Below are 21,356 nucleotides of genomic sequence, written 5' to 3'. Positions count from 1 at the left end.
TTTCTGCTAGCTTGTTTTTCTTGAATCTCAAATTTTTTTCCACATTACAAAATTGAGAACAAGGTCATGAATTGAACATGCAAAAGTACTTTCAATCTCTTGCATATAGACTACGCTCTATGCGTCTCTCGGCAGTCCCTTCTCGACTATCCTTATTAAGCGTTGCTTTTTCGTCTCTATAGATGAATTACTCTCAGTGGGGAGTTGATTCAGTTGCTCTGTCAAAGCCCATTTAATGTGCTCATCAAGTAATTTATTTTCACCTTGCCGACTTTCCAGCGCATCTATGATTCGCTGACTATATTCTGCATTACCAAGTGCGACAGCGATGTTACGTAGCCACTGTATATGACCAATACGACGGATAGCGGAGCCTTCCATATTTTTTAGAAAAGTCGCTTCATCCCAGTTAAACATGTCGACGAGGTCAGGGTTTTTGAAACTGTCACGACGGTGGAAATCATCTTGTTCCGTTATGTCGGCGTAGCGGTTCCATGGGCAAACCAATTGACAGTCGTCACAACCATAAATGCGGTTACCCATTGGCTTTCGAAACTCTTCAGGAATCACGCCATCGAACTCGATGGTGAGATAAGAGATACAACGCCGGGCATCGACAACTTTGTCTTCAATGATGGCTTGTGTTGGGCATGATGTAATGCATGCTTTGCATTTACCGCACTGATCAACGCTTGGCTCATCAACGGGTAGTGGTAAGTCGATAAGTAGTTCACCTAAAAAGAACCACGATCCACAGTCTTGATCTAAAATCAGGGAATGTTTCCCGGTCCAACCTAAGCCCGCTTTTTGGGCGAGAGGTCGCTCTAATATTGGTGCGGAATCAACGAAAGGTCGGTAACCATATTGACCAACCTCTTGTTCAATAAGTTTGCCGAGCTTATTTAGCTGCTTTCTGACGAGCTTGTGATAATCGCGCCCTAGTGCGTAGCGGCTAATATAGGCATGACTTTTATTCGCGAGGTTCGAAGCGAATTGAGCCTCTGGTGGCAGATAGTCCATCCGGACGCTGATAACACGAACGGTTCCCGGGAGTAGCTCATGGGGTCTAGCACGCATCATACCGTGACGAGCCATCCAATCCATTGAGCCGTGATAGCCTGCATCAAGCCATTTTTGTAGTGCTGCTTCATGTTCACTCAGATCAACGTCGCAGATCCCAACTTTTTGGAAGCCGAGTTCTTTTCCCCAAACTTTGATTTGTTGTGCGAGTTGTTCGTAGTTCATATTAACCACCGGAATAAAGGGGGGCGGATCTTAACGGATCTCTGGCTTTGGTGCTACCCAGTTAGGTACGTTTTTGATGTTGTGAATACTGCTTATTGAAGTCATTTGCATATATTCTAAATCTAGGTCGATACTAAGATGATTAAGATACCGTTTATTGGATACTTTTTTCGCACATATGACATTTGAAAGCTTGTCTCTCAAAACCAACACGGTTTACTATTCCTGTTCTTTTGATTTTTATATAGTCAACGATCATTAGTTAGAGAAGCATCAATGAGCACGAAACAATTCAATTTAAAAGATGAGCATGAAACGGTTGCACTAGGCACCGCTTTGGCTCAGCTTTGTTCCCAGCAAACCACAATTTATCTGCATGGTGATTTGGGTGCAGGTAAAACAACCTTTAGTCGTGGTTTTGTCCGTGCTCTTGGTCATCAAGGTAACGTGAAAAGTCCAACTTATACTCTAGTCGAACCGTACCAGTTGGATCAGTGGCAAGTATATCACTTCGACCTTTATCGTCTTGCGGATCCTGAAGAGCTTGAGTTTATGGGGATTCGAGACTATTTCACAGACGATGCGATTTGCTTGGTTGAATGGCCTGAAAAAGGGCATGGCTTACTGCCACAACCGGATCTTGATGTAAACATTCGCTACCAAGGTGAGCAACGTGTAGCCGAACTAACAGCTAATAATGATTATGGTGTGCAGTTACTCAGTCGATTGGAGCTATGTTGAGTTTTTCTAATTTTAGAGTAGTGGCGACGTTTGTCGCCACTTTTCTCCTTCTCATCCCCAATTTAGCATTTGCTAACGTCGTTAAGAGTTTTCGAGTTTGGCCTTCACCTGATGAAACACGTGTTGTCATCGATTTAGGCTCGGAAGCTGACTATTCCTATTTCTCTTTATCAGGGCCGGATCGCCTTGTCGTGGATTTAAAAAGCACGACGATGCAGGCCAAACTGCCTGTTACTGTTACGGATAGCCCTGTTTTAAAACTGGTACGAAAAAGCTCGCCTCCAGAGAAGGGCACTTATCGTTTGGTGTTTGAACTAAAAAAGAGCGTTCAAGCGGAATTATTTAAATTAAGCCCAACACCAGGTGGGCAGTATGGTCACCGCTTGGTGATTGATTTACCGCACGGTAAGAAGGCATCGACCTCTAAACCGAGTAAGCCAGCGGCGGCCAGCAAAGACATGAGTTCAGTTCAACGAGCTCAAGAAGTGTTAATTGTTATCGACCCTGGTCACGGTGGGGAAGACCCTGGCTCTATTGGCCCTTCACGTCGTAAGTACGAGAAAGATGCGGTATTGAGTATCTCAAGAAAAATTGCTGCTCAGCTCGATGCGACTCCTGGTATTAAAACGCGCATGACTCGTACGGGAGATTATTTTGTAAACTTAAACCGTCGTGTCGCGATTGCTCGTGAAAATGATGCGCACTTGCTGATCTCCATTCACGCAGATGCGTTTACTTCACCGAAGCCTCGCGGTGGATCGGTCTTCGTACTAAATACTCGTCGTGCAAATACCGAAATTGCTCGTTGGGTCGAGAACCATGAGAAACAGTCTGAGTTATTGGGCGGCTCGGGTAATGCGTTCTTCACGAAGACAAAAGATCGTAACGTGAACCAAACTTTGTTGGACTTGCAGTTTAGTCATTCACAAAAAGAAGGTTATAAGCTGGCAACAGAAATCCTAGGTGAGATGGGACGTGTTGCGCACCTGCATAACACCAAACCGATCAACACCAGCCTTGCGGTTTTACGCTCTCCACAGATTCCGTCTGTGCTAGTGGAAACGGGCTTTATTTCTAACCCAACAGAAGAGCGTTTACTGTTTCAACGAGCGCACCAAGATAAGTTAGCTCAGGCTATCACTAAGGCGGTCGTCAAGTACTTAAAAGATAACCCACCAGAGGGTACGGTGTTCTCGCCTTCAGCGAAGCCAATGGTACATATTGTAAAGCGTGGCGAGTCATTATCGGTGATCGCGAACAAATATGGGCTTAGCTCTAAAGCGCTGATGTCGGCAAACAACTTGAAGTCGACAGGCTTGGCAATTGGTCAGAAGCTCAACATTCCTTCTGCTGGTACGATTAAAGTGCCAAGTAAACCGATTACTGTTGAGACAGAAACCATTACGCACAAGGTTAAGTCTGGTGAGTTCTTAGGTAAGATTGCGAATCACTATAAAGTGAAGGTTTCAGATATCCGCCGAGAGAATAACTTGAAGTCAGATACCTTGTGGGTAGGGCAAAAGTTGAAGATAACGGTCGCGGTAAAAGATAAACCGATTCGTAAGCACAAGGTTTCTCGGGGTGAGTTCCTTGGCAAAATAGCGTCCAAATACGGCGTTAGCGTATCGAGCATTCGTAAAGCGAATAACTTACGCTCTGATCAGCTAGCGGTTGGGCAAGTCCTGATCATTCCAAACAAGTAGGTGAGCTTCTAACTCATTATGACGATTAAAATTTTGCCAGCCAGACTTGCAAACCAAATCGCCGCAGGGGAAGTGGTCGAAAGACCTGCTTCTGTGATTAAAGAACTGGTTGAAAATAGTCTTGATTCTGGCGCAACTCGAATCGATATCGATATCGAGAAAGGAGGCGCAAAGCTGATTCGTGTTCGTGATAACGGAAAAGGTATCGCGAAAGATGAACTTGGCTTAGCGCTCAGTCGTCATGCGACATCTAAGATACATACCTTAGATGATCTCGAAGCCATTATGAGTCTAGGTTTTCGCGGTGAAGCGTTAGCCAGTATTAGCTCAGTCTCGCGTTTGACGCTCACGTCGCGTCCTGCGGCACAAGAAGAAGCCTGGAGTGCCTACTCCGAAGGGCGTGATATGCAGGTGAAGCTTAAGCCAGCAGCGCACCCGATTGGCACGACTGTTGAGGTGTTGGACTTATTTTTTAATACTCCAGCGCGTCGCAAGTTTCTTCGTACGGAGAAAACCGAATTTGCTCATATTGATGAGTTATTGAAACGTATTGCGTTAAGCCGCTTTGATGTCACCATCAATGTGCGTCATAACGGCAAGATCATCCGTCAATATCGCGCGGCGAAAAATCAGCTTCAAACCGAAAAGCGTATTGCTGCTGTCTGCGGTAATGCGTTTGTGCGGCATATGCTCAGAATCGAGCTTGAGCATCAAGGGTTAAAGCTACATGGGTGGATTACCACGCCAGAGGGAGCAAGGCAGCAAAGCGATTTACAATATTGCTATGTGAATGGCCGAATGATGCGTGACAAATTAATCAATCACGCGATTCGTCAAAGCTATGAAATGAGCTTAAAGCCAGATCAGTTTGCTGCGTATGTGCTCTTTATTGAGCTAGATCCGCACCAAGTAGATGTGAATGTTCACCCTGCTAAGCATGAAGTGCGTTTCCACCAAGCTCGTTTGGTGCATGATTTCATCTATCAAGCTTTGACGGATGCACTTGCGCAAAGCGCCGTGATTGATAAACCACAGGTGAATGAATCGGCATTTCATCGCGTGGAACCGACTGAGTCCGAAGAGATTGAGCATTCGCCAGAGCCTGAAAATGTACAAGAGCCAGCATCTTCACCAGTACCAGAGCGGGTTTATCAAGCGATAGAGAGTACACCGGCTTATCCTGGACGCAGTGATTATGAAGTGAAGCCTCGTAATAGCGGTCCTAGTGAAACCTCCGTGCGAGAGGCGCGCGTAGTGGAGTCATTCAAACGTAATGATTGGGTGGAATCCAAACCTGCACCAAAGCCAAGTCACAGTAAAGAGCGCCACGTAGAACCAGCGCCAACTAAACAAGAAGTACGCGCTTATCACGAGCTGTTGAAAACGCCAGAGTTTGAGGCTCAGGCAGTCACTCCAATAGCGCCCCAAACGATAACTTCGCACACATCAATGCCATCGATTACTGCATTGGGCAAAGCGCTGATGGTGGTCGATGAACAATTTGTTTTGATGAGCAGTGACAGTGGGGCGGCGTTAGTCTCGTTACCTAGAGCAGAATTTTATCGTGTAAAAGGCCAGCTTTCTCCAAGCGATGGTGCACTCAAGGCACAACCTCTGCTTGTTCCTCTATCTATTAAGTTAGAGGCCGAATTAGTGAGACTGGCCCAAGATTATCAACAAGATTTGGCATTGCTTGGTATTCAATTGAAAGCGAGAAACGAGCACGCCTTAATGGTGATGGGCGTCCCAGCTCCGCTGCGTCAACAAAACTTACAAAATTTAGTACCAGATCTGTTATCTTACGCGCAATCTTGTGTGAACGAAGGTATAGCAGCGGCTCAGATGCTGTCTGAGTTGATAGATTGGCTCGCATTACAGGTCACGACAGTGAAGAGTCACTATACTTTTTCTGAAGCCATTCAAATTATTGCGGAACTTGAACAGCTAAGACATGGTCAATTGCCATTAGAAGATACAAAATTCGTATCCGCTGTTGATTTCTCTGCCACGATAGCCAAATTAAAACCATGACAGATAAACTACCTTTGGCGCTATTTTTAATGGGGCCAACTGCATCAGGCAAAACTGAGCTGGCGATTCGTCTTCGTCAAAAATTTCCGGTTGAGATCATCAGTGTTGATTCTGCTTTGATCTACAAAGGGATGGATATCGGTACGGCGAAACCGGATGAAAAAGAGTTAAGTTTGGCGCCTCATCGCTTGATAGATATTTTGGATCCAAGTGAATCTTACTCTGTCGCCGACTTTCGTCGAGATGCATTGAAAGCGATGGATGATATTGTTGCAGAAGGAAAAATTCCACTTCTTGTGGGTGGAACAATGCTGTATTACAAGGCGTTACTTGAAGGTTTATCACCACTTCCTGCTGCAAATCCTGAAATTCGTCAGCAAATTGAACAAGAGGCATTGACTAAAGGTTGGTCAGTGTTGCACGATGAACTCAAAGAGGTTGATCCTGTGTCAGCCGCGAGAATCCATCCCAATGATCCCCAACGTTTATCTCGGGCATTGGAAGTTTTTCGCATTTCAGGTAAAACTTTGACTGAATTGACTCAAACGAAAGGTGAAAGCCTACCATACCGAGTCAAGCAGTTTGCAATAGCTCCCAAGGATAGGGCAGAACTTCACCGTCGGATTGAACTCCGTTTCGAGAAGATGATGGAAGCGGGCTTTGAAGAAGAAATGAAAGCGTTACATTCGCGAAAAGATCTTCACCCCGATCTTCCTTCCATACGATGCGTCGGTTATCGACAGATGTGGGAGTATTTAGATGGGGAGTGTACACGTGACGAAGCGGTATTTCGTGGCGTATGCGCGACTCGTCAATTGGCCAAGCGTCAAATCACCTGGTTACGCAGCTGGGATGATTTAACTTGGTTGGATAGCGAGAACATTGAACAGGCATTAGAAACGATGTCGGAAGCAATAGCATCTGATTGACATAGCTGTGTATAATGTGATCGTTTTTGCGTGAACGCACTCTCAAAGGATCTGTTGTTGGCGGTTTTTATACTATGCTGCTAATTACTTAGAGTGCATTTTTGATTCGTTTAGCTCAGATGCAAAAGCCGTATCTTTTGCATTGCACCACTAGCTAAATAATTACAACTACAAATTAAATAAGGAAAATAAAAATGGCTAAGGGGCAATCTCTACAAGACCCATTTCTAAACGCGCTACGTCGTGAGCGTATCCCGGTATCTATCTACCTTGTGAATGGTATTAAACTACAAGGTCAGATCGAATCATTCGATCAATTTGTGATCCTGCTGAAGAATACTGTTAACCAAATGGTGTACAAGCACGCGATCTCAACAGTTGTGCCGGCTCGTCCAGTGAGCCATCACAGCGGTGAACGTCCACAAGGTGAGCGTCCACAAGAGAAATCAGAAGATTAATTCTTCATCGAGTATTTTTAAAATAAGGAGTTGATTGCTTGTTTGACCGTTATGAATCCGGTGAGCGAGCCGTACTTGTTCATATCAACTTCACGCAAGAAGGTGAATGGGAAGATCTGGCTGAGTTCGAAATGCTGGTTTCTTCTGCTGGGGTAGAGGCGCTACAAGTGGTAACTGGTAGTCGTCAATCCCCACACCCGAAATACTATGTCGGAGAGGGTAAGGCCCAAGAGATTGCTACAGCGGTACAATCAACGGGTGCCGAAATTGTGATTTTTAATCACGCCCTCTCTCCTGCCCAAGAACGTAACCTCGAAGCACTGTGCCAATGTCGAGTTCTCGACCGCACTGGTCTTATTCTCGATATCTTTGCTCAACGAGCTCGAACACACGAAGGTAAGCTACAGGTAGAGCTGGCTCAACTTCGTCATATCTCTACTCGTTTGATTCGTGGTTGGACGCACCTTGAAAGGCAGAAAGGTGGTATCGGTTTACGTGGCCCGGGTGAAACCCAGCTGGAAACCGACCGTCGCTTATTGCGTGACAGAATCAAAGCCATCCTGCGACGCTTAGACAAAGTAGCGAAGCAGCGTGAACAAGGGCGCCGCGCCCGAAATCGAGCTGAAATCCCAACGGTTTCACTTGTGGGTTACACCAACGCGGGTAAGTCGACACTCTTCAACCGTATTACAGAAGCTGGCGTGTACGCGGCTGATCAATTATTTGCTACTTTGGACCCGACTTTACGTAAGATAGAGTTAGCAGATGTTGGTCCTGCCATCTTGGCAGACACGGTTGGTTTTATTCGACATTTGCCACACGACTTGGTTGCGGCCTTCAAGGCAACCTTGCAGGAAACGCAAGAAGCTGACATTTTGTTACATGTTGTTGATGCCAGTGATGAGCGTTTTCGTGAGAATATTCAAGCTGTTCATGAAGTACTAGAAGAGATCGACGCGCATGAAGTGCCGACTCTGGTTGTCATGAATAAAATCGACAATCTAGATTCGCAGAAACCACGTATAGAACGAGACGAGGAAGGCGTACCTCGCGCAGTTTGGGTTTCAGCAATGGATGGGTTGGGCATTGATGTCCTGTTTGAGGCGCTGACGGAACGTCTGGCGTCACAAATGGTCGAGCATCAGTTGCGAATTCCTCCACAGTATCAAGGACGATTCCGTAGTACCTTCTTCCAAATGAAGTGTATTCAACGTGAGGAATATGACCAGGATGGTAACTTGTTGATCGATATTCGAATGCAGCAAGTAGATTGGTCTAGACTTGAAAAAAGAGAAGGGGCAGTTTTGACTGGCTTTATAGTCACTTAAAGGACTGCTACAGTATAACGTCATATCAAATGATGGAGCTTTCTAATGGCGTGGAATGAGCCTGGAAATAACAACGGCAACAATGGCCGCGATAATGACCCTTGGGGTAATAATAATCGTGGTGGCCAGCGTCCTGGTGGCCGAGATCAAGGTCCGCCAGATTTAGATGAAGTGTTCAACAAACTGAGTCAAAAGCTGGGCGGCAAGTTTGGTAAAAAAGGCGGCGGTGGTTCTCCAATCGGCGGCGGTGGTGGTAGTGCAATTGGCTTTGGCGTGATTGCTCTGATTGCTGTTGCAGTTTGGTTCTTCGCTGGTTTTTACACCATCGGTGAAGCAGAGCGTGGTGTTGTACTGCGTTTAGGTAAATACGATCGTATCGTAGACCCAGGTCTTAACTGGCGTCCTCGCTTTATTGATGAGTACGAAGCGGTAAACGTACAAGCGATTCGTTCACTACGTGCATCTGGTCTAATGCTGACCAAAGATGAAAACGTTGTAACAGTTGCGATGGATGTTCAGTACCGAGTGACTGACCCATACAAATACTTGTACCGTGTAACCAATGCAGACGACAGCTTGCGTCAAGCAACGGATTCTGCACTACGTGCAGTAATTGGTGACTCATTGATGGATAGCATTCTAACCAGTGGTCGTCAGCAAATTCGTCAAACTACGCAAGAAACACTGAACCAAATCATTGATAGCTATGATATGGGTCTGGTACTTGTTGATGTGAACTTCCAGTCTGCTCGTCCACCAGAGCAAGTGAAAGATGCGTTTGATGATGCAATCGCAGCACGTGAGGATGAAGAGCGTTTCATTCGTGAAGCTGAAGCATACAAGAACGAAATCTTGCCTAAGGCAACGGGTCGTGCAGAGCGTTTGAAGAAAGAAGCACAAGGTTACAATGAGCGTGTCACTAACGAGGCTCTTGGTCAGGTAGCACAGTTCGAAAAACTACTACCAGAATACCAAGCAGCGCCTGGTGTAACGCGTGATCGTCTGTACATTGACGCAATGGAAGAGGTGTACTCAAGCACTTCGAAAGTGTTGATTGACTCGGAATCAAGCGGCAATCTTCTTTACCTTCCAATCGATAAGTTGGCGGGACAAGAGGGCAAAGCAGATACCAAACGTAAATCGAAGTCATCTTCAACTTATGATCAAATTCAACTTGAGTCTGATCGTACACAAGAAGACACTTCGAACACGCAGTCTCGTTCAACAGGTTCACGTCAAGGGAGATACTAAGAATGCGTAAGTTAATGATCCCTGTACTGGTAATCGCACTGGCATTAATGTTGATGTCTTTGTTTGTGATTCCTGAAGGTGAGCGCGGTATCGTGGTTCGATTTGGTCGTGTCTTGAAAGACAACAACGACATCACTCGAATTTACGAGCCTGGTCTGCATTTCAAGATGCCTTTGTTTGACCGTGTGAAACAACTTGATGCACGTATCCAAACAATGGATGGTCGTGCAGACCGTTTCGTAACGTCTGAGAAAAAAGACGTTATCATTGATACCTACGTGAAGTGGCGTATTGAAGATTTTGGTCGCTACTACCTCGCGACAGGCGGTGGTAACTCGCTAACGGCAGAGGCACTACTTGAGCGTAAAGTGACGGACGTGCTTCGTTCTGAAATCGGTGCTCGTGAAATCAAACAGATCGTATCTGGTCCACGTAACGATGATGTGCTACCAGAAGACGCAAGTGCTGATGTTGTCGCAACTGAAGCGGCTCGTGAAGCGCTTGAGATTGATGGTGAACGCGACCTAATCATGTCTGAAGTATTGAAGGACACGCGTGAAAGCGCAATGAAAGACTTGGGTGTTCGTGTCGTTGATTTCCGAATGAAGAAAATCAACCTGCCTGATGAAATCAGTGAGTCTATCTACCGTCGTATGCGTGCGGAGCGTGAGTCCGTTGCTCGTAAGCACCGTTCTCAAGGTCGTGAAAAAGCGGAAGTTATTCGTGCTCAAGCAGAACTAGAAGTAGCAACTATTCTAGCTGAAGCTGATAAAACTGCGCGTGTGACACGAGGTGAGGCGGATGCTGAAGCTGCGAAGATTTATGCTGAAGCGTACAACAAAGACCCTGAGTTCTTTAGCTTCCTACGCTCGCTACGTGCGTATGAGAAGTCCTTCAGCTCTAAGAGCGATATTCTGGTGCTTGATCCGAAGAGTGAGTTCTTCCAATACATGAACCAGTCGAAGGGCAGCATGGAGAAATAATCTCCGCGTCTTATTGAAATAAAAGGCTCCTTAGGGAGCCTTTTTTGTATCTGATGCTAAGTGCTAGCTCATCATGATGGCGATGACGGCTCCAGCAACTACTAGGCAGCCACCGATGCGTCGTAGCTGATTGTTGGGTTGTTCACTTAATTGAACCACCATATTCCGCCAACCGTTAGGAGCAATCAGTGGCCCAATGCCTTCCACGATCAAGACGAGCCCAATCGCCAACCATATGGATTCAGACATAGCGCTTTCCAGTCGAATAGAGAAAGCTAAATACTATCAGTGATATGCTGATTTCAAAATGAACAAAGCGGCAAGATGACATTCTGGTAGCGACTCTGTGAACAAAAAATGACTGCAAGAAGTGAGATTCGGTGCTAGAATCCATTTTTAACTAGCAATCAGACTTGGAAAGATGGGAAATAACGTAGTCGTTCTAGGCACCCAATGGGGTGACGAAGGTAAAGGTAAAATCGTAGACCTTTTAACTGAAGATGCAAAATACGTGGTACGCTACCAAGGCGGTCACAACGCAGGTCACACTCTCGTAATTGACGGTGAAAAAACCGTTCTTCACTTAATTCCATCAGGTATCCTTCGCGATAACGTAAAATGTGTTATCGGTAACGGTGTTGTACTATCACCTGAAGCTCTACTTAAAGAAATGAAGCCTCTTGAAGAGCGCGGTATTCCAGTACGCGAGCGTCTTTTCATTTCTGAAGCATGTCCGCTAATTCTTCCTTACCACGTTGCAATGGACCAAGCTCGCGAAATCGCTCGCGGTAAAAAAGCTATCGGTACTACTGGTCGTGGTATCGGTCCAGCATACGAAGATAAAGTTGCTCGTCGTGGTCTACGCGTTGGCGACCTATTCGATATGGCGACTTTCGCAGAGAAGCTAAAAGAAGTCATGGAGTTCCATAACTTCCAACTAGTTAACTTCTACAAAGCGGAGCCAGTAAGCTACGAAGAAGTACTTGAGCAAGCGAAAGGCTACGCTGAGCTACTAACTTCAATGGTTATCGACGTAACTGACGAACTAGACGCAGCACGTAAGCGCGGCGACAAGATCATGTTCGAAGGCGCACAAGGTACACTACTTGATATCGACCACGGTACTTACCCGTACGTAACGTCTTCTAACACGACAGCTGGTGGTGTTGCTGCAGGTTCTGGTTTTGGTCCTCGTCACATCGGTTACATCTTGGGTATCGCAAAAGCGTACTGTACTCGCGTTGGTGCTGGTCCATTCCCGACTGAACTATACGACGGTTTAGATAAGCAAGATCCAATTGGTAAGCACTTAGGTGAAGTTGGCCACGAGTTCGGTGCGACAACTGGTCGTCTACGTCGTACAGGTTGGTTCGATGCTGTTGCTATGCGTCGTGCAATCCAAATCAACTCTGTATCTGGTTTCTGTCTAACTAAACTAGACGTACTAGATGGTCTAGAAGAGCTAAAAATCTGTACTGGTTACAAGATGGAAGATGGCTCTGTGCTAGAAGTTTCTCCGATGGCTGCTGAAGCATTCGAAAAAGCAACGCCAATCTACGAAACAATGCCTGGTTGGTCTGAGAACACATTTGGTGCTAAGTCACTAGATGCTCTACCACAAGCCGCTCTTGACTACATCAAGCGTATTGAAGAGCTAACTGGCGTTCCAGTAGACATCATCTCTACAGGTCCTGACCGTAACGAAACTATCATCAAAGTTCACCCATTCGAAGCTTAATTGATAGCCGTTAAAGATTGCAAAAGCCGACCTTCTGGTCGGCTTTTTTGTATCTGAACAAAAACAGCGTGACTCTCATATGGCAAGCTTTTGCCGCTGAGCCTAAATCAGAGGCAAAAATTGTCTAAAGCTTAGCTGTTTTTTGCCGATAAGGTTATCAAGCAGAGGAGATCCTTCACCGATCTTTGGTTTCTTAGATACCTTAAGGGTACGTTTATGAAGTTACGAACAGTGGCTGCTTCACTGTTGTTGACCTTGGTTGCTACCACAGTGAAAGCCAATGTTGCTGATGTGGGGGCACCAGTTCCGATCTATACCGAAGCAGAGCTGATAAAGCTTATTGAGCAAAATAAGCACTTACAACGTGTGCGCGCTGATAACTGCCAGCTGGTGGAGGATATCGTAGCTCGTGCGACTCGAATTAACTTACCCGCTTATGAATTTCTGTACGGAGATATGTTGGCTTGGGGGGTGTGTGTCGAGCAAGATGTCGAACTGGGTCTTTACTACATCGAAAATGCAGCGCATCAGGGGTTACCAGCTGCACTAGAGCAGATTGGCCGATACTATTCGCGTGGCACTTTAGTACAGCAAGATAAAGAACGTGCAATTCCATATTTGCGAGAAGCTGCGTCAATGGGAAACCTAAACGCGCGTATTCATCTGGCCGAGTTGCTTTTACGTGATTATGGCAGTCCACTCGATTACGAAGATGCGTATCGTTGGTTATATAACTCTGTCACAGCAGATAAGCGGCAGCATAAGCGCATAACTGTATTGAGAAACGGCCTTGAACAGCGCATGCCACAAAACGTTATTGCTCGAGCTAAACGGCGAGACACCTTTTGGTAACGCTTCAATATTGCAAACAACTTCATACAACAAAGCCCACGTCACGTGGGCTTTGTTGTTTTCCCGATAGTTGGTAGCGCTTAAACCACTTTGTGTGGACCGAAGCATTCGTAATGGAATTGCTCTTCTGGTACGCCAAGTTCTAATAGCTGTTTCGCTACGTGCTGCATAAATCCTACAGGACCACAGAAGTACACCTGCACGTTATCTTGCTTTAATGCAGCTTCAATTTCATACAGATTGACAAAGCCCGTGAAGTGGAAGTCTTCACCTAGCTTGTCTTCTGCCGTTGGTTGGTTATACCAAACGAGCGCGTTCATATTTTCTTTTTCTGCAACGAGTTGGTTTACGTGTTGCTTGAAAGCATGCTGTTGGCCATTTTCGGTTGCATGAACCCAAGTTACAGGTGCTTGATGTGCTGAGAGACTTTCTAGCATTGACAGCGTTGGAGTAAGTCCCACACCAGCAGAAATTAGAACAACGGGTGTTTGTGGTTCGGCATCCATAAAGAAATCACCGGCAGGGGCTGCAAGCTGCACTTTTTCGCCAATGTTCAGGCTATCGTGCAGGTAGTTCGACACTTTTCCGCCTTCTTCACGTTTTACTGAGATACGGTAGGTGTTCTCTTGGACCGCAGAAGACAGGCTATATTGGCGAATTTCTTGGTTTTCTAACTGGTCACTGTTGATGTAGATGCCAAGGTATTGTCCCGGTTTATACGGCGCCACTTTTTGACCATCGGTTGGCTTTAGCACAAAGCTGCAAATGTGTTCGCTCTCAATCTTTTTATCGACTAATTCAAATTCGCGTAGACCGCGCCAGCCGCCTTCCAAAGCTTCATTTTGTTGGTAAATTTGTTCTTCGCGCTGAATAAATACATTCGCAAGTACGCCGTAAGCCTCAGCCCAAGCATCCAACACCTCTTGACCTGGATTAAAAAGCTCATCGATTGTCGCAAGTAAATGCTTACCAACGATTTGGTACTGATCTTCTGTGATCAAAAAGCTCGTGTGCTTATGCGCAATTTTCTCTACTGCGCCAAGCAGAGCTGGCAAATTTTCAATATTGGCAGCATAGGCACAGATAGCGTTGAATAATGCTTCACGCTGATCGCCGTTACGCTGGTTACTCATGTTAAAAATATCTTTCAACTCAGGGTTATGAGTAAACATACGCTCGTAAAAGTGCGCGGTCAGTTTTGGTCCTGTTTCGGCGATGAGTGGTGCGGTCGCTTTGACGATCTCGATAGTTTGATTGCTGAGCATAAGGGCTTCCTACTTTAAGTTGTATTTATAATGCATGTTTAAAGTTGTATCTCAAATGTATCTTTCGATCAAGAAAAGATTTACACTTTTATCGATAGCTCAAGTTTGGGGTTTTAGCATCACCAGCGGGTTATTGAGTCGCACTTTGGGAGAGAGTATGCAGTTAACTAGTTTCACTGATTATGCGTTGAGAACCTTAATTTTCTTGGCTTCGTTGCCGGAAGATGAGTTAACCAGCATTACCGAAGTGACGGATTTATTTGGTGTGTCGCGCAACCATATGGTTAAAGTTATCAATCGGTTAGGACAGTTGGGTTATGTCCATACCGTGCGCGGAAAAAACGGTGGTATCCGGCTGATGAAGCCAGCGTCTGAAATCACAGTCGGTGGTGTTGTGCGCGATTTAGAGCCGTTAGATTTAGTCAACTGTGGTGTGGATTTTTGCCATATTACCCCTGCTTGCCGCCTCAAAGATAAATTGGCGAAAGCAAAAAGTGCCTTTCTGGCGGAGTTGGATAACTGCACGATTGAATCCTTGCTCAGTGACAATTCTGAACTTTTGATCTTGCTGGCTCGTCCTTAACTCATTTGCATGCCTAGAGTCGATCTCGATCATTCTTTTTTCAAAGCAATTCTGTAGCTTATCGAGAGACTCAGATATACTAGCCATATACCTTCCTTGCTAGATAGGCGTGCCTATGTCAGACAATATTCCAAACGATCCTTTTGCAGATCGTGAATCCAAAAATTACGAAAATCCAATTCCAAGCCGAGAGTTTATCATCGAGTTTCTAGAGCAAGCGGGCGTTCCAATGAATCGTAACGACTTGTTTGAGGCACTAAAGCTTGAGGGCGAAGAGCAATACGAAGGGTTGCGTCGTCGGCTACGTGCGATGGAGCGAGATGGCCAACTGGTGTTTACCCGCCGTCAGTGCTATGCATTGCCTGAAAAACTTGAAATGGTGAAAGGTTACGTGATTGGTCATCGTGATGGCCATGGTTGGGTACGTCCAGAAGGCAGCGTCGGCAAGGATGATGATATTCTGTTACCGCACCATCAGATGAAGAACATCATCCACGGTGATTTTGTCTTAGTGCAACCGACAGACAACAGCAAGCGCGGCCGCCGTGAAGGACGTTTGGTGCGTGTGCTAGAGGAGCGTAATGATCAAATCGTCGGTCGTTTCTTCCTTGAATATGGATACTCCTATGTTGTCCCAGATGACTCGCGTATCAGCCAAGATATCCTGATCCCAAATGAGCACAAAGCGGGTGCACGCATGGGTAACGTAGTCGTAATTGAAATTACTGATCGTGGCTCACGCTCACGCGGCATGATGGGTAAAGTGGTTGAAGTCCTTGGTGAAAATATGGCACCAGGTATGGAAACACAAATTGCGATTCGTACACACCAAATCCCTCACGAATGGCCAGAAGCCGTCGATAAACAAATCGAAAACTTAGGCGAAGAAGTACCAGAAGAAGCGAAAGTTGGTCGTGTGGATCTACGTGATTTGCCACTAGTGACCATTGACGGCGAAGACGCACGAGACTTTGATGATGCCGTTTACTGTGAAAAGAACAAAGAAGGTGGTTGGCGTTTATGGGTAGCGATTGCTGACGTCAGTTACTACGTTCGTCCTGACTCTGCGTTGGACAAAGAAGCGATCAATCGTGGTAACTCAGTATATTTCCCGTCGCAAGTTGTGCCGATGTTGCCAGAAGTACTGTCGAACGGTCTATGTTCGCTTAACCCGCAAGTAGATCGCTTGTGTATGGTGTGCGAAATGACCATTTCCGATACAGGTAAGCTGTCTGGTTACAAGCATTACGAGGCGGTGATGAACTCGCACGCTCGTCTCACATATAGCAAAGTGAGCGCGATTCTAGAAGGGGATGAAGAACTACGTGAGCGCTACCAGCCGCTTGTTTCTCATCTAGAAGAGTTGCACAAGATGTACAAAGTGCTGAAAGAAGCACGAGATCAACGCGGTGCAATCGAATTTGAAACCGTTGAAACCAAATTTATTTTCAATGCGGAACGAAAAATCGAAAGTATTGAGCCAGTAATTCGTAATGACGCGCATAAGATCATCGAAGAATGTATGATTTTAGCCAACATTGCTTCGGCATCGCTGGTAGAAAAAGCGAAAGAGCCCGCGCTTTATCGTATCCACGAATCTCCAGGTGAATTACGCCTGCAAGGTTTCCGTGACTTCTTAAGTGAACTTGGTCTTGAGCTAAAAGGTGGTTTAGAGCCTTCACCAACGGACTATGCTGATCTCGCACGTCAAATCTCCGGGCGTCAAGATCAAGAGTTGATTCAGACCATGCTGCTACGCTCAATGAAGCAAGCGGTATACAACGCAGATAACGCGGGGCACTTTGGGTTGGCATTGAAACGCTATGCGCACTTTACGTCGCCAATTCGTCGTTACCCTGACTTGTTACTTCACCGTGCAATCAAGTATCTGATTGCTAAAGAAGAAGGTCGTAATCAAGATCGCTGGACACCAACAGGTGGCTATCATTACTCGTTTGACGACATGGATTTTTACGGCGAACAATGTTCGATGACAGAGCGCCGTGCTGATGATGCAACACGTGATGTTGCGGATTGGCTGAAGTGTGAATATATGCAAGACCACGTCGGTGACGAACTAGACGGTGTTATTGCTAATGTCACTAGCTTTGGCTTCTTTGTACGTTTAACGGATTTGCACATCGATGGTTTGGTGCATATTTCTACCCTTGCGAACGACTACTATCAATTTGACCCGATTGGTCAACGACTTATTGGTGAAAGTTTCGGTAACATCTACCGCTTAGGTGATGCAGTAAAAGTAAAAGTACTGGCTGTTAACCTCGATGATAAGCAAATTGACTTTGAATTGGTCGAAACAAGTCGTAAGCTACGCGGCGAAGGTAAGACTGCGAAGAAACGCGCAGCGGAAGCAAAACGCAAAGCGAAAGATAAAAAACGCGCTGCGACTCGCTCTTCATTGAAAGAAGGTGGCGCGGCTCGTGCAGTTCCTGCGATAGAGCCAACTAAACGCCCAGAAGAAACGGGCGCAACGAGTAAGCGTAATGGCCCAAAACGTGGTGACGCCGAAGGCAACGAGAAGCCTAAAGTGAAAAAAGCACGTAAAAAGAAGCCGCACAGTAAGCCGAAGAAAACCAAGCGCACTAAAAAAGAAGCGCAGTAGGTTGAAGCGCCAACTTAGTTCAAACTCGGTTGGCGCAGGCAATACGACCAGAACAACAGGTTAAACAATGAGTAACGAATTTATCTACGGCATTCACGCAGTGAAGGCGGTATTGGAGCGCGAACCAGAGCGTTTTATCGAGGCGTACGTTTTAAAAGGTCGTCAAGATGATCGCCTAATGCCAATCCTAAATGATCTTCAGGTTTGTGGTGTTTCTATTCAGCAGATGACACGTAAAACCTTGGATGACAAAGCGCGCGGTGCAAATCACCAAGGCATCATCGCTCGTGTGAAACCAGCGAAGCAGCTGAATGAGAACGATATAGATGACATCCTGGCGCAGCACGAATCACCACTGCTATTAGTGTTAGACGGCGTGACCGATCCACACAATCTTGGTGCGTGTTTACGTAACGCAGATGCGGCAGGTGCTGCGGCGATCATCGTACCGAAAGATCGTTCTGCACCGATGAACGCAACCGTAAGCAAAGTGGCTTGTGGTGCAGCTGAAGTCGTGCCATTGATCCGAGTGACTAACTTGGCTCGTACTATGCGTACACTGCAAGAGCAAGGTATCTGGTTTGTTGGTACGGCGGGCGAAGCAACGCACGACATCTACCAAGCAAAACTGACTGGACCCCTTGCTATCGTAATGGGGGCAGAAGGTGACGGTATGCGTCGTCTGACTCGTGAAACCTGCGACGATTTGATTAAGATCCCAATGGCTGGTAGCGTTTCAAGCTTGAACGTATCTGTAGCATCCGGCATCTGTTTGTTTGAGGCAGTTCGTCAGCGTATTGCTGCAAAGTAACGACGAAACAAACAGTTACTGTAGAATCAGACATAATGATAAAAACAAAGGATGGGGTGCCATCCTTTGTCGTTTTCACCGATTTATAAATAAAAATCCTCAGGGAAGTTATGACTCAACAAGACATTAAATTCATCGCCTTCGATCTAGATGGTACTTTGCTTGATAGCGTGCCAGATCTAGCTGTCGCGGCAGACCAAGCAGTACAGGCGCTTGGCTTTCCATCGGTTTCAGAAGAACAAGTTCGTGATTACGTGGGTAACGGTGCAGACGTGCTTATTGGTCGCTCATTAAGCCAAAGCCTGACCATCAACCCGGAGCTGAGTGAAGAGCTTCGTGCTAAAGCGCGTGTATTGTTTGATGATTACTACGAGCAAAGCGGTCACAAGCTAAGTCATCTTTACCCAACGGTAAAAGAGACACTAGCAGAGCTGCACAAAGCGGGCTTTGTTATGGCGTTGGTGACTAACAAACCTTCAAAGTTTGTGCCTGACGTTTTGGAAAAGCACGACATCGCAAAATACTTCGTTGATGTCCTTGGCGGTGATGCATTCCCAGAGAAAAAACCAAACCCAGTAGCATTGAACTGGTTGATGGAAAAGCACCAAATCCAACCAAGTGAAATGCTGATGGTTGGCGACTCGAAAAACGACATTCTCGCAGCAAAGAATGCAGGCTGTGCCTCATTTGGTCTGACATATGGTTACAACCACGGTGAACCTATTTCAGCATCAAATCCAGATTTCGTCGCTGACAGTTTGGCAGAATTATTGGACGTTGTAGCGGTTTCTGCATAACGGCTACAAAAGAGCTTCCAAAATACTCGTTAATGAGTACACTGAGTAAACCGTGCACCTATTACTGCACGGTTTTTTTCATTTAATTAGATTAAGAAGTCAAAGGAATCATTCTAATGAGCAAACCCATTGTATTGAGTGGTGTTCAACCTTCAGGTGAACTAAGTATCGGTAACTACTTGGGTGCTCTACGTCAATGGCAGCAGATGCAAGACGATTATGATTGCCAATATTGTGTGGTAGACCTTCACGCGATTACGGTTCGTCAGGACCCTAAAGCGCTGCATGAAGCAACTCTAGACGCACTGGCAATTTGTCTGGCAGTTGGTGTTGACCCGAAGAAGAGCACGCTATTTGTTCAGTCACATGTACCAGAGCATGCTCAATTAGGTTGGCTTCTTAACTGCTACACTCAAATGGGTGAGCTGAGCCGTATGACTCAGTTTAAAGACAAATCGGCACGTTACGCGAATGACGTAAACGTCGGTCTATTTGACTACCCGGTGTTGATGGCGGCTGACATTTTGCTTTACGGTGCACACCAAGTACCTGTAGGCAGTGACCAGAAGCAACATCTAGAATTAGCGCGCGATATCGCAACGCGTTTCAACAATATTTACTCGCCAGAGCAGCCAATCTTCCAAGTTCCAGAGCCTTACATTCCGACAGTAAATGCGCGTGTAATGAGCCTTCAAGACGCAACGAAGAAGATGTCTAAATCTGATGACAACCGTAAGAACGTTATCACGCTGCTGGAAGAGCCTAAGTCGATCCTTAAGAAGATCAACAAAGCGCAAACCGATACCGAAACGCCACCAAGTATCCGTCATGATATCGAGAACAAGGCGGGCATTGCTAACCTAATGGGTCTGTACTCCGCGGCGACAGGCATGAGCTTCGAAGAGATTGAAGCGAAGTACCAAGGCGTAGAAATGTATGGCCCATTTAAGAAAGATGTTGGTGAGGCAGTTGTAGCAATGCTTGAGCCAATTCAAGCAGAATATCACCGTATTCGCGCTGATCGTGCTTACATGGACGAGGTAATGCAGCAAGGCGCTGAGAAAGCCTCGGCACGAGCGGCTGAAACGCTTAAGAAAGCATACGAAGCAGTAGGTTTTGTAGCTCGCCCATAGTTGCTAAGAACGAATACGAAAAAGCTCCACTTTGGTGGAGCTTTTTTTATGCCTGTATTACTGAAATGGTGTGTCTTTCATACAGCGTTCCATGTCGTAATATTCAACACGTCCTCGAGCCCCTAGAAAGGCAGACTTCACAACCATGCCTCTATCAATGAAGTAACTAAGCTGTACGCATGATATATCGTAGCTGAGTTCTTTAATTCTCGCTGGAATCCAGTAGGTTCCTGGCGTTCTTAGACGCTGAGTAAAGGTAATAACACCCTCGTCACTGACTTCTAGCTCTTCAATACCATCCAGTTCATTTTTGGCTGATTCGATGATGTCTTGATTCGCCGTAGGTTGAAGTGGCTCACTGGCGGTCAACTGACACCCCGCTATCAAGCCAAGTAGGGAGATAGCTAGCACACTGCGTTGAATTTTTTTCATTTGTCGTTCCTGGGTTTACAGCTAATGAGATCTTATTGTCTCGCGCAGGTGTTATATCTTTTGTGTATGTTTTTGGCTAGTGAGTAATGAAAAGTTATTGAATAAATCATGAAAACTTTGAAGTATGAGGGGCCTGTATAAGAGAGAACGAAGCGAGTAATAGATTCTTGGGCTTGAACAGTGATACAAGTGAAAATTAAAGCATTCTAAATTAGTGACTAATTATATTTTTTATTTGTAACGGAACGGTTGGGTTAATAAGCCACTCAACAAGTGATGTATTTTCTACTCCTTAACATGAAGTGAAAAAGTAAACTGAGTAATCAATCTAAATTCTGACTTGTTTATCAATAGCGCTCTGTATTTATTACAAAAAATGTTTGAATGGGATGCTCTGGCATATTTTCTTATATTCACATGTGATTCATTTCACGGCTTTAATTACTCATTCTT

The 21,356-nt window shown here is 45.7% G+C and carries 19 protein-coding genes; 15 read left to right on the top strand and 4 right to left on the bottom strand.

Features of this window, described 5'->3' with window-relative positions; translation table 11 throughout:
- Nucleotides 1-117: 117 nt before the first annotated feature.
- The gene (gene queG / locus H9L11_RS05330; RefSeq protein WP_017633726.1) at nt 118-1,245 is read right to left on the bottom strand and encodes a tRNA epoxyqueuosine(34) reductase QueG; all 1,128 of its coding nucleotides are present in this window, start codon (nt 1,243-1,245) and stop codon (nt 118-120) included.
- Nucleotides 1,246-1,521: 276 nt separating this feature from the next.
- Here queG and tsaE point away from each other — a divergent pair, with 276 nt between their 5' ends.
- The 8 genes from tsaE to hflC all read left to right on the top strand — a co-directional run bounded on the left by tsaE (nt 1,522) and on the right by hflC (nt 10,669).
- Nucleotides 1,522-1,986, top strand: coding sequence for a tRNA (adenosine(37)-N6)-threonylcarbamoyltransferase complex ATPase subunit type 1 TsaE (tsaE, locus tag H9L11_RS05325; RefSeq protein WP_005381372.1), 465 nt, complete (start codon nt 1,522-1,524; stop codon nt 1,984-1,986).
- Nucleotides 1,980-3,689 (top strand): N-acetylmuramoyl-L-alanine amidase, encoded by a 1,710-nt coding sequence (locus H9L11_RS05320; RefSeq protein ID WP_005381374.1) that lies wholly within the window; start codon nt 1,980-1,982, stop codon nt 3,687-3,689. The genes tsaE and H9L11_RS05320 overlap by 7 nt, the downstream gene beginning before the upstream one ends.
- A gap of 18 nt (nt 3,690-3,707) precedes the next feature.
- Nucleotides 3,708-5,720, top strand: a complete 2,013-nt coding sequence (gene mutL / locus H9L11_RS05315; protein ID WP_017633727.1) for a DNA mismatch repair endonuclease MutL — start codon at nt 3,708-3,710, stop codon at nt 5,718-5,720.
- Entirely contained in the window at nt 5,717-6,649 is a 933-nt protein-coding gene (miaA, locus tag H9L11_RS05310) for a tRNA (adenosine(37)-N6)-dimethylallyltransferase MiaA (RefSeq protein ID WP_005395375.1), read from the top strand. The genes mutL and miaA overlap by 4 nt, the downstream gene beginning before the upstream one ends.
- Nucleotides 6,650-6,843: 194 nt before the next feature.
- A complete protein-coding gene (gene hfq / locus H9L11_RS05305) occupies nt 6,844-7,107 on the top strand; it encodes an RNA chaperone Hfq (RefSeq protein WP_005381379.1) in 264 nt (87 codons plus the stop codon).
- Nucleotides 7,108-7,145: 38 nt separating this feature from the next.
- Entirely contained in the window at nt 7,146-8,435 is a 1,290-nt protein-coding gene (hflX, locus tag H9L11_RS05300) for a ribosome rescue GTPase HflX (RefSeq protein ID WP_005381380.1), read from the top strand.
- A gap of 45 nt (nt 8,436-8,480) precedes the next feature.
- A complete protein-coding gene (hflK, locus tag H9L11_RS05295; protein WP_017633728.1) occupies nt 8,481-9,686 on the top strand; it encodes an FtsH protease activity modulator HflK in 1,206 nt (401 codons plus the stop codon).
- 2 nt (nt 9,687-9,688) lie between these two features.
- Nucleotides 9,689-10,669, top strand: a complete 981-nt coding sequence (hflC, locus tag H9L11_RS05290) for a protease modulator HflC (protein WP_005381382.1) — start codon at nt 9,689-9,691, stop codon at nt 10,667-10,669.
- 63 nt (nt 10,670-10,732) lie between these two features.
- Here hflC and H9L11_RS05285 read toward each other — a convergent pair whose 3' ends face one another.
- The gene (locus H9L11_RS05285) at nt 10,733-10,918 is read right to left on the bottom strand and encodes a DUF2065 domain-containing protein (RefSeq protein WP_017633729.1); all 186 of its coding nucleotides are present in this window, start codon (nt 10,916-10,918) and stop codon (nt 10,733-10,735) included.
- 172 nt (nt 10,919-11,090) lie between these two features.
- Here H9L11_RS05285 and H9L11_RS05280 point away from each other — a divergent pair, with 172 nt between their 5' ends.
- Complete coding sequence (locus H9L11_RS05280) at nt 11,091-12,407, top strand: adenylosuccinate synthase (protein ID WP_005381385.1); 1,317 nt, start codon at nt 11,091-11,093, stop codon at nt 12,405-12,407.
- A gap of 216 nt (nt 12,408-12,623) precedes the next feature.
- Entirely contained in the window at nt 12,624-13,259 is a 636-nt protein-coding gene (locus H9L11_RS05275) for a sel1 repeat family protein (RefSeq protein WP_005381388.1), read from the top strand.
- 80 nt (nt 13,260-13,339) lie between these two features.
- Here H9L11_RS05275 and hmpA read toward each other — a convergent pair whose 3' ends face one another.
- Nucleotides 13,340-14,524, bottom strand: a complete 1,185-nt coding sequence (gene hmpA / locus H9L11_RS05270; RefSeq protein WP_025768792.1) for an NO-inducible flavohemoprotein — start codon at nt 14,522-14,524, stop codon at nt 13,340-13,342.
- 157 nt (nt 14,525-14,681) lie between these two features.
- Here hmpA and nsrR point away from each other — a divergent pair, with 157 nt between their 5' ends.
- The 5 genes from nsrR to trpS all read left to right on the top strand — a co-directional run bounded on the left by nsrR (nt 14,682) and on the right by trpS (nt 20,471).
- Nucleotides 14,682-15,107 (top strand): nitric oxide-sensing transcriptional repressor NsrR, encoded by a 426-nt coding sequence (gene nsrR / locus H9L11_RS05265; RefSeq protein WP_017633731.1) that lies wholly within the window; start codon nt 14,682-14,684, stop codon nt 15,105-15,107.
- Nucleotides 15,108-15,222: 115 nt separating this feature from the next.
- Nucleotides 15,223-17,730: a ribonuclease R gene (rnr, locus tag H9L11_RS05260; RefSeq protein ID WP_017633732.1), complete on the top strand. Its 2,508-nt coding sequence runs from the start codon at nt 15,223-15,225 to the stop codon at nt 17,728-17,730.
- 67 nt (nt 17,731-17,797) lie between these two features.
- Nucleotides 17,798-18,541, top strand: coding sequence for a 23S rRNA (guanosine(2251)-2'-O)-methyltransferase RlmB (gene rlmB, locus H9L11_RS05255; RefSeq protein ID WP_017633733.1), 744 nt, complete (start codon nt 17,798-17,800; stop codon nt 18,539-18,541).
- Between the two features lie 110 nt (nt 18,542-18,651).
- Nucleotides 18,652-19,338, top strand: coding sequence for a phosphoglycolate phosphatase (locus tag H9L11_RS05250; RefSeq protein ID WP_005382834.1), 687 nt, complete (start codon nt 18,652-18,654; stop codon nt 19,336-19,338).
- Between the two features lie 116 nt (nt 19,339-19,454).
- On the top strand, nt 19,455-20,471 hold the full coding sequence (trpS, locus tag H9L11_RS05245) for a tryptophan--tRNA ligase (protein ID WP_005381398.1): 1,017 nt from the start codon (nt 19,455-19,457) through the stop codon (nt 20,469-20,471).
- Nucleotides 20,472-20,528: 57 nt separating this feature from the next.
- Here the strand turns inward: trpS and H9L11_RS05240 are convergent, their stop codons facing one another.
- Nucleotides 20,529-20,903, bottom strand: coding sequence for a hypothetical protein (locus H9L11_RS05240; protein ID WP_172563468.1), 375 nt, complete (start codon nt 20,901-20,903; stop codon nt 20,529-20,531).
- Between the last annotated feature and the right edge of the window lie 453 nt (nt 20,904-21,356).

Source organism: Vibrio sp. sp1, from assembly GCF_016920955.1.
GTDB lineage: Bacteria > Pseudomonadota > Gammaproteobacteria > Enterobacterales > Vibrionaceae > Vibrio > Vibrio alginolyticus.
Note: the sequence above shows the minus strand (reverse complement) of the source record. Positions and strands in the feature narration are given on the sequence as shown.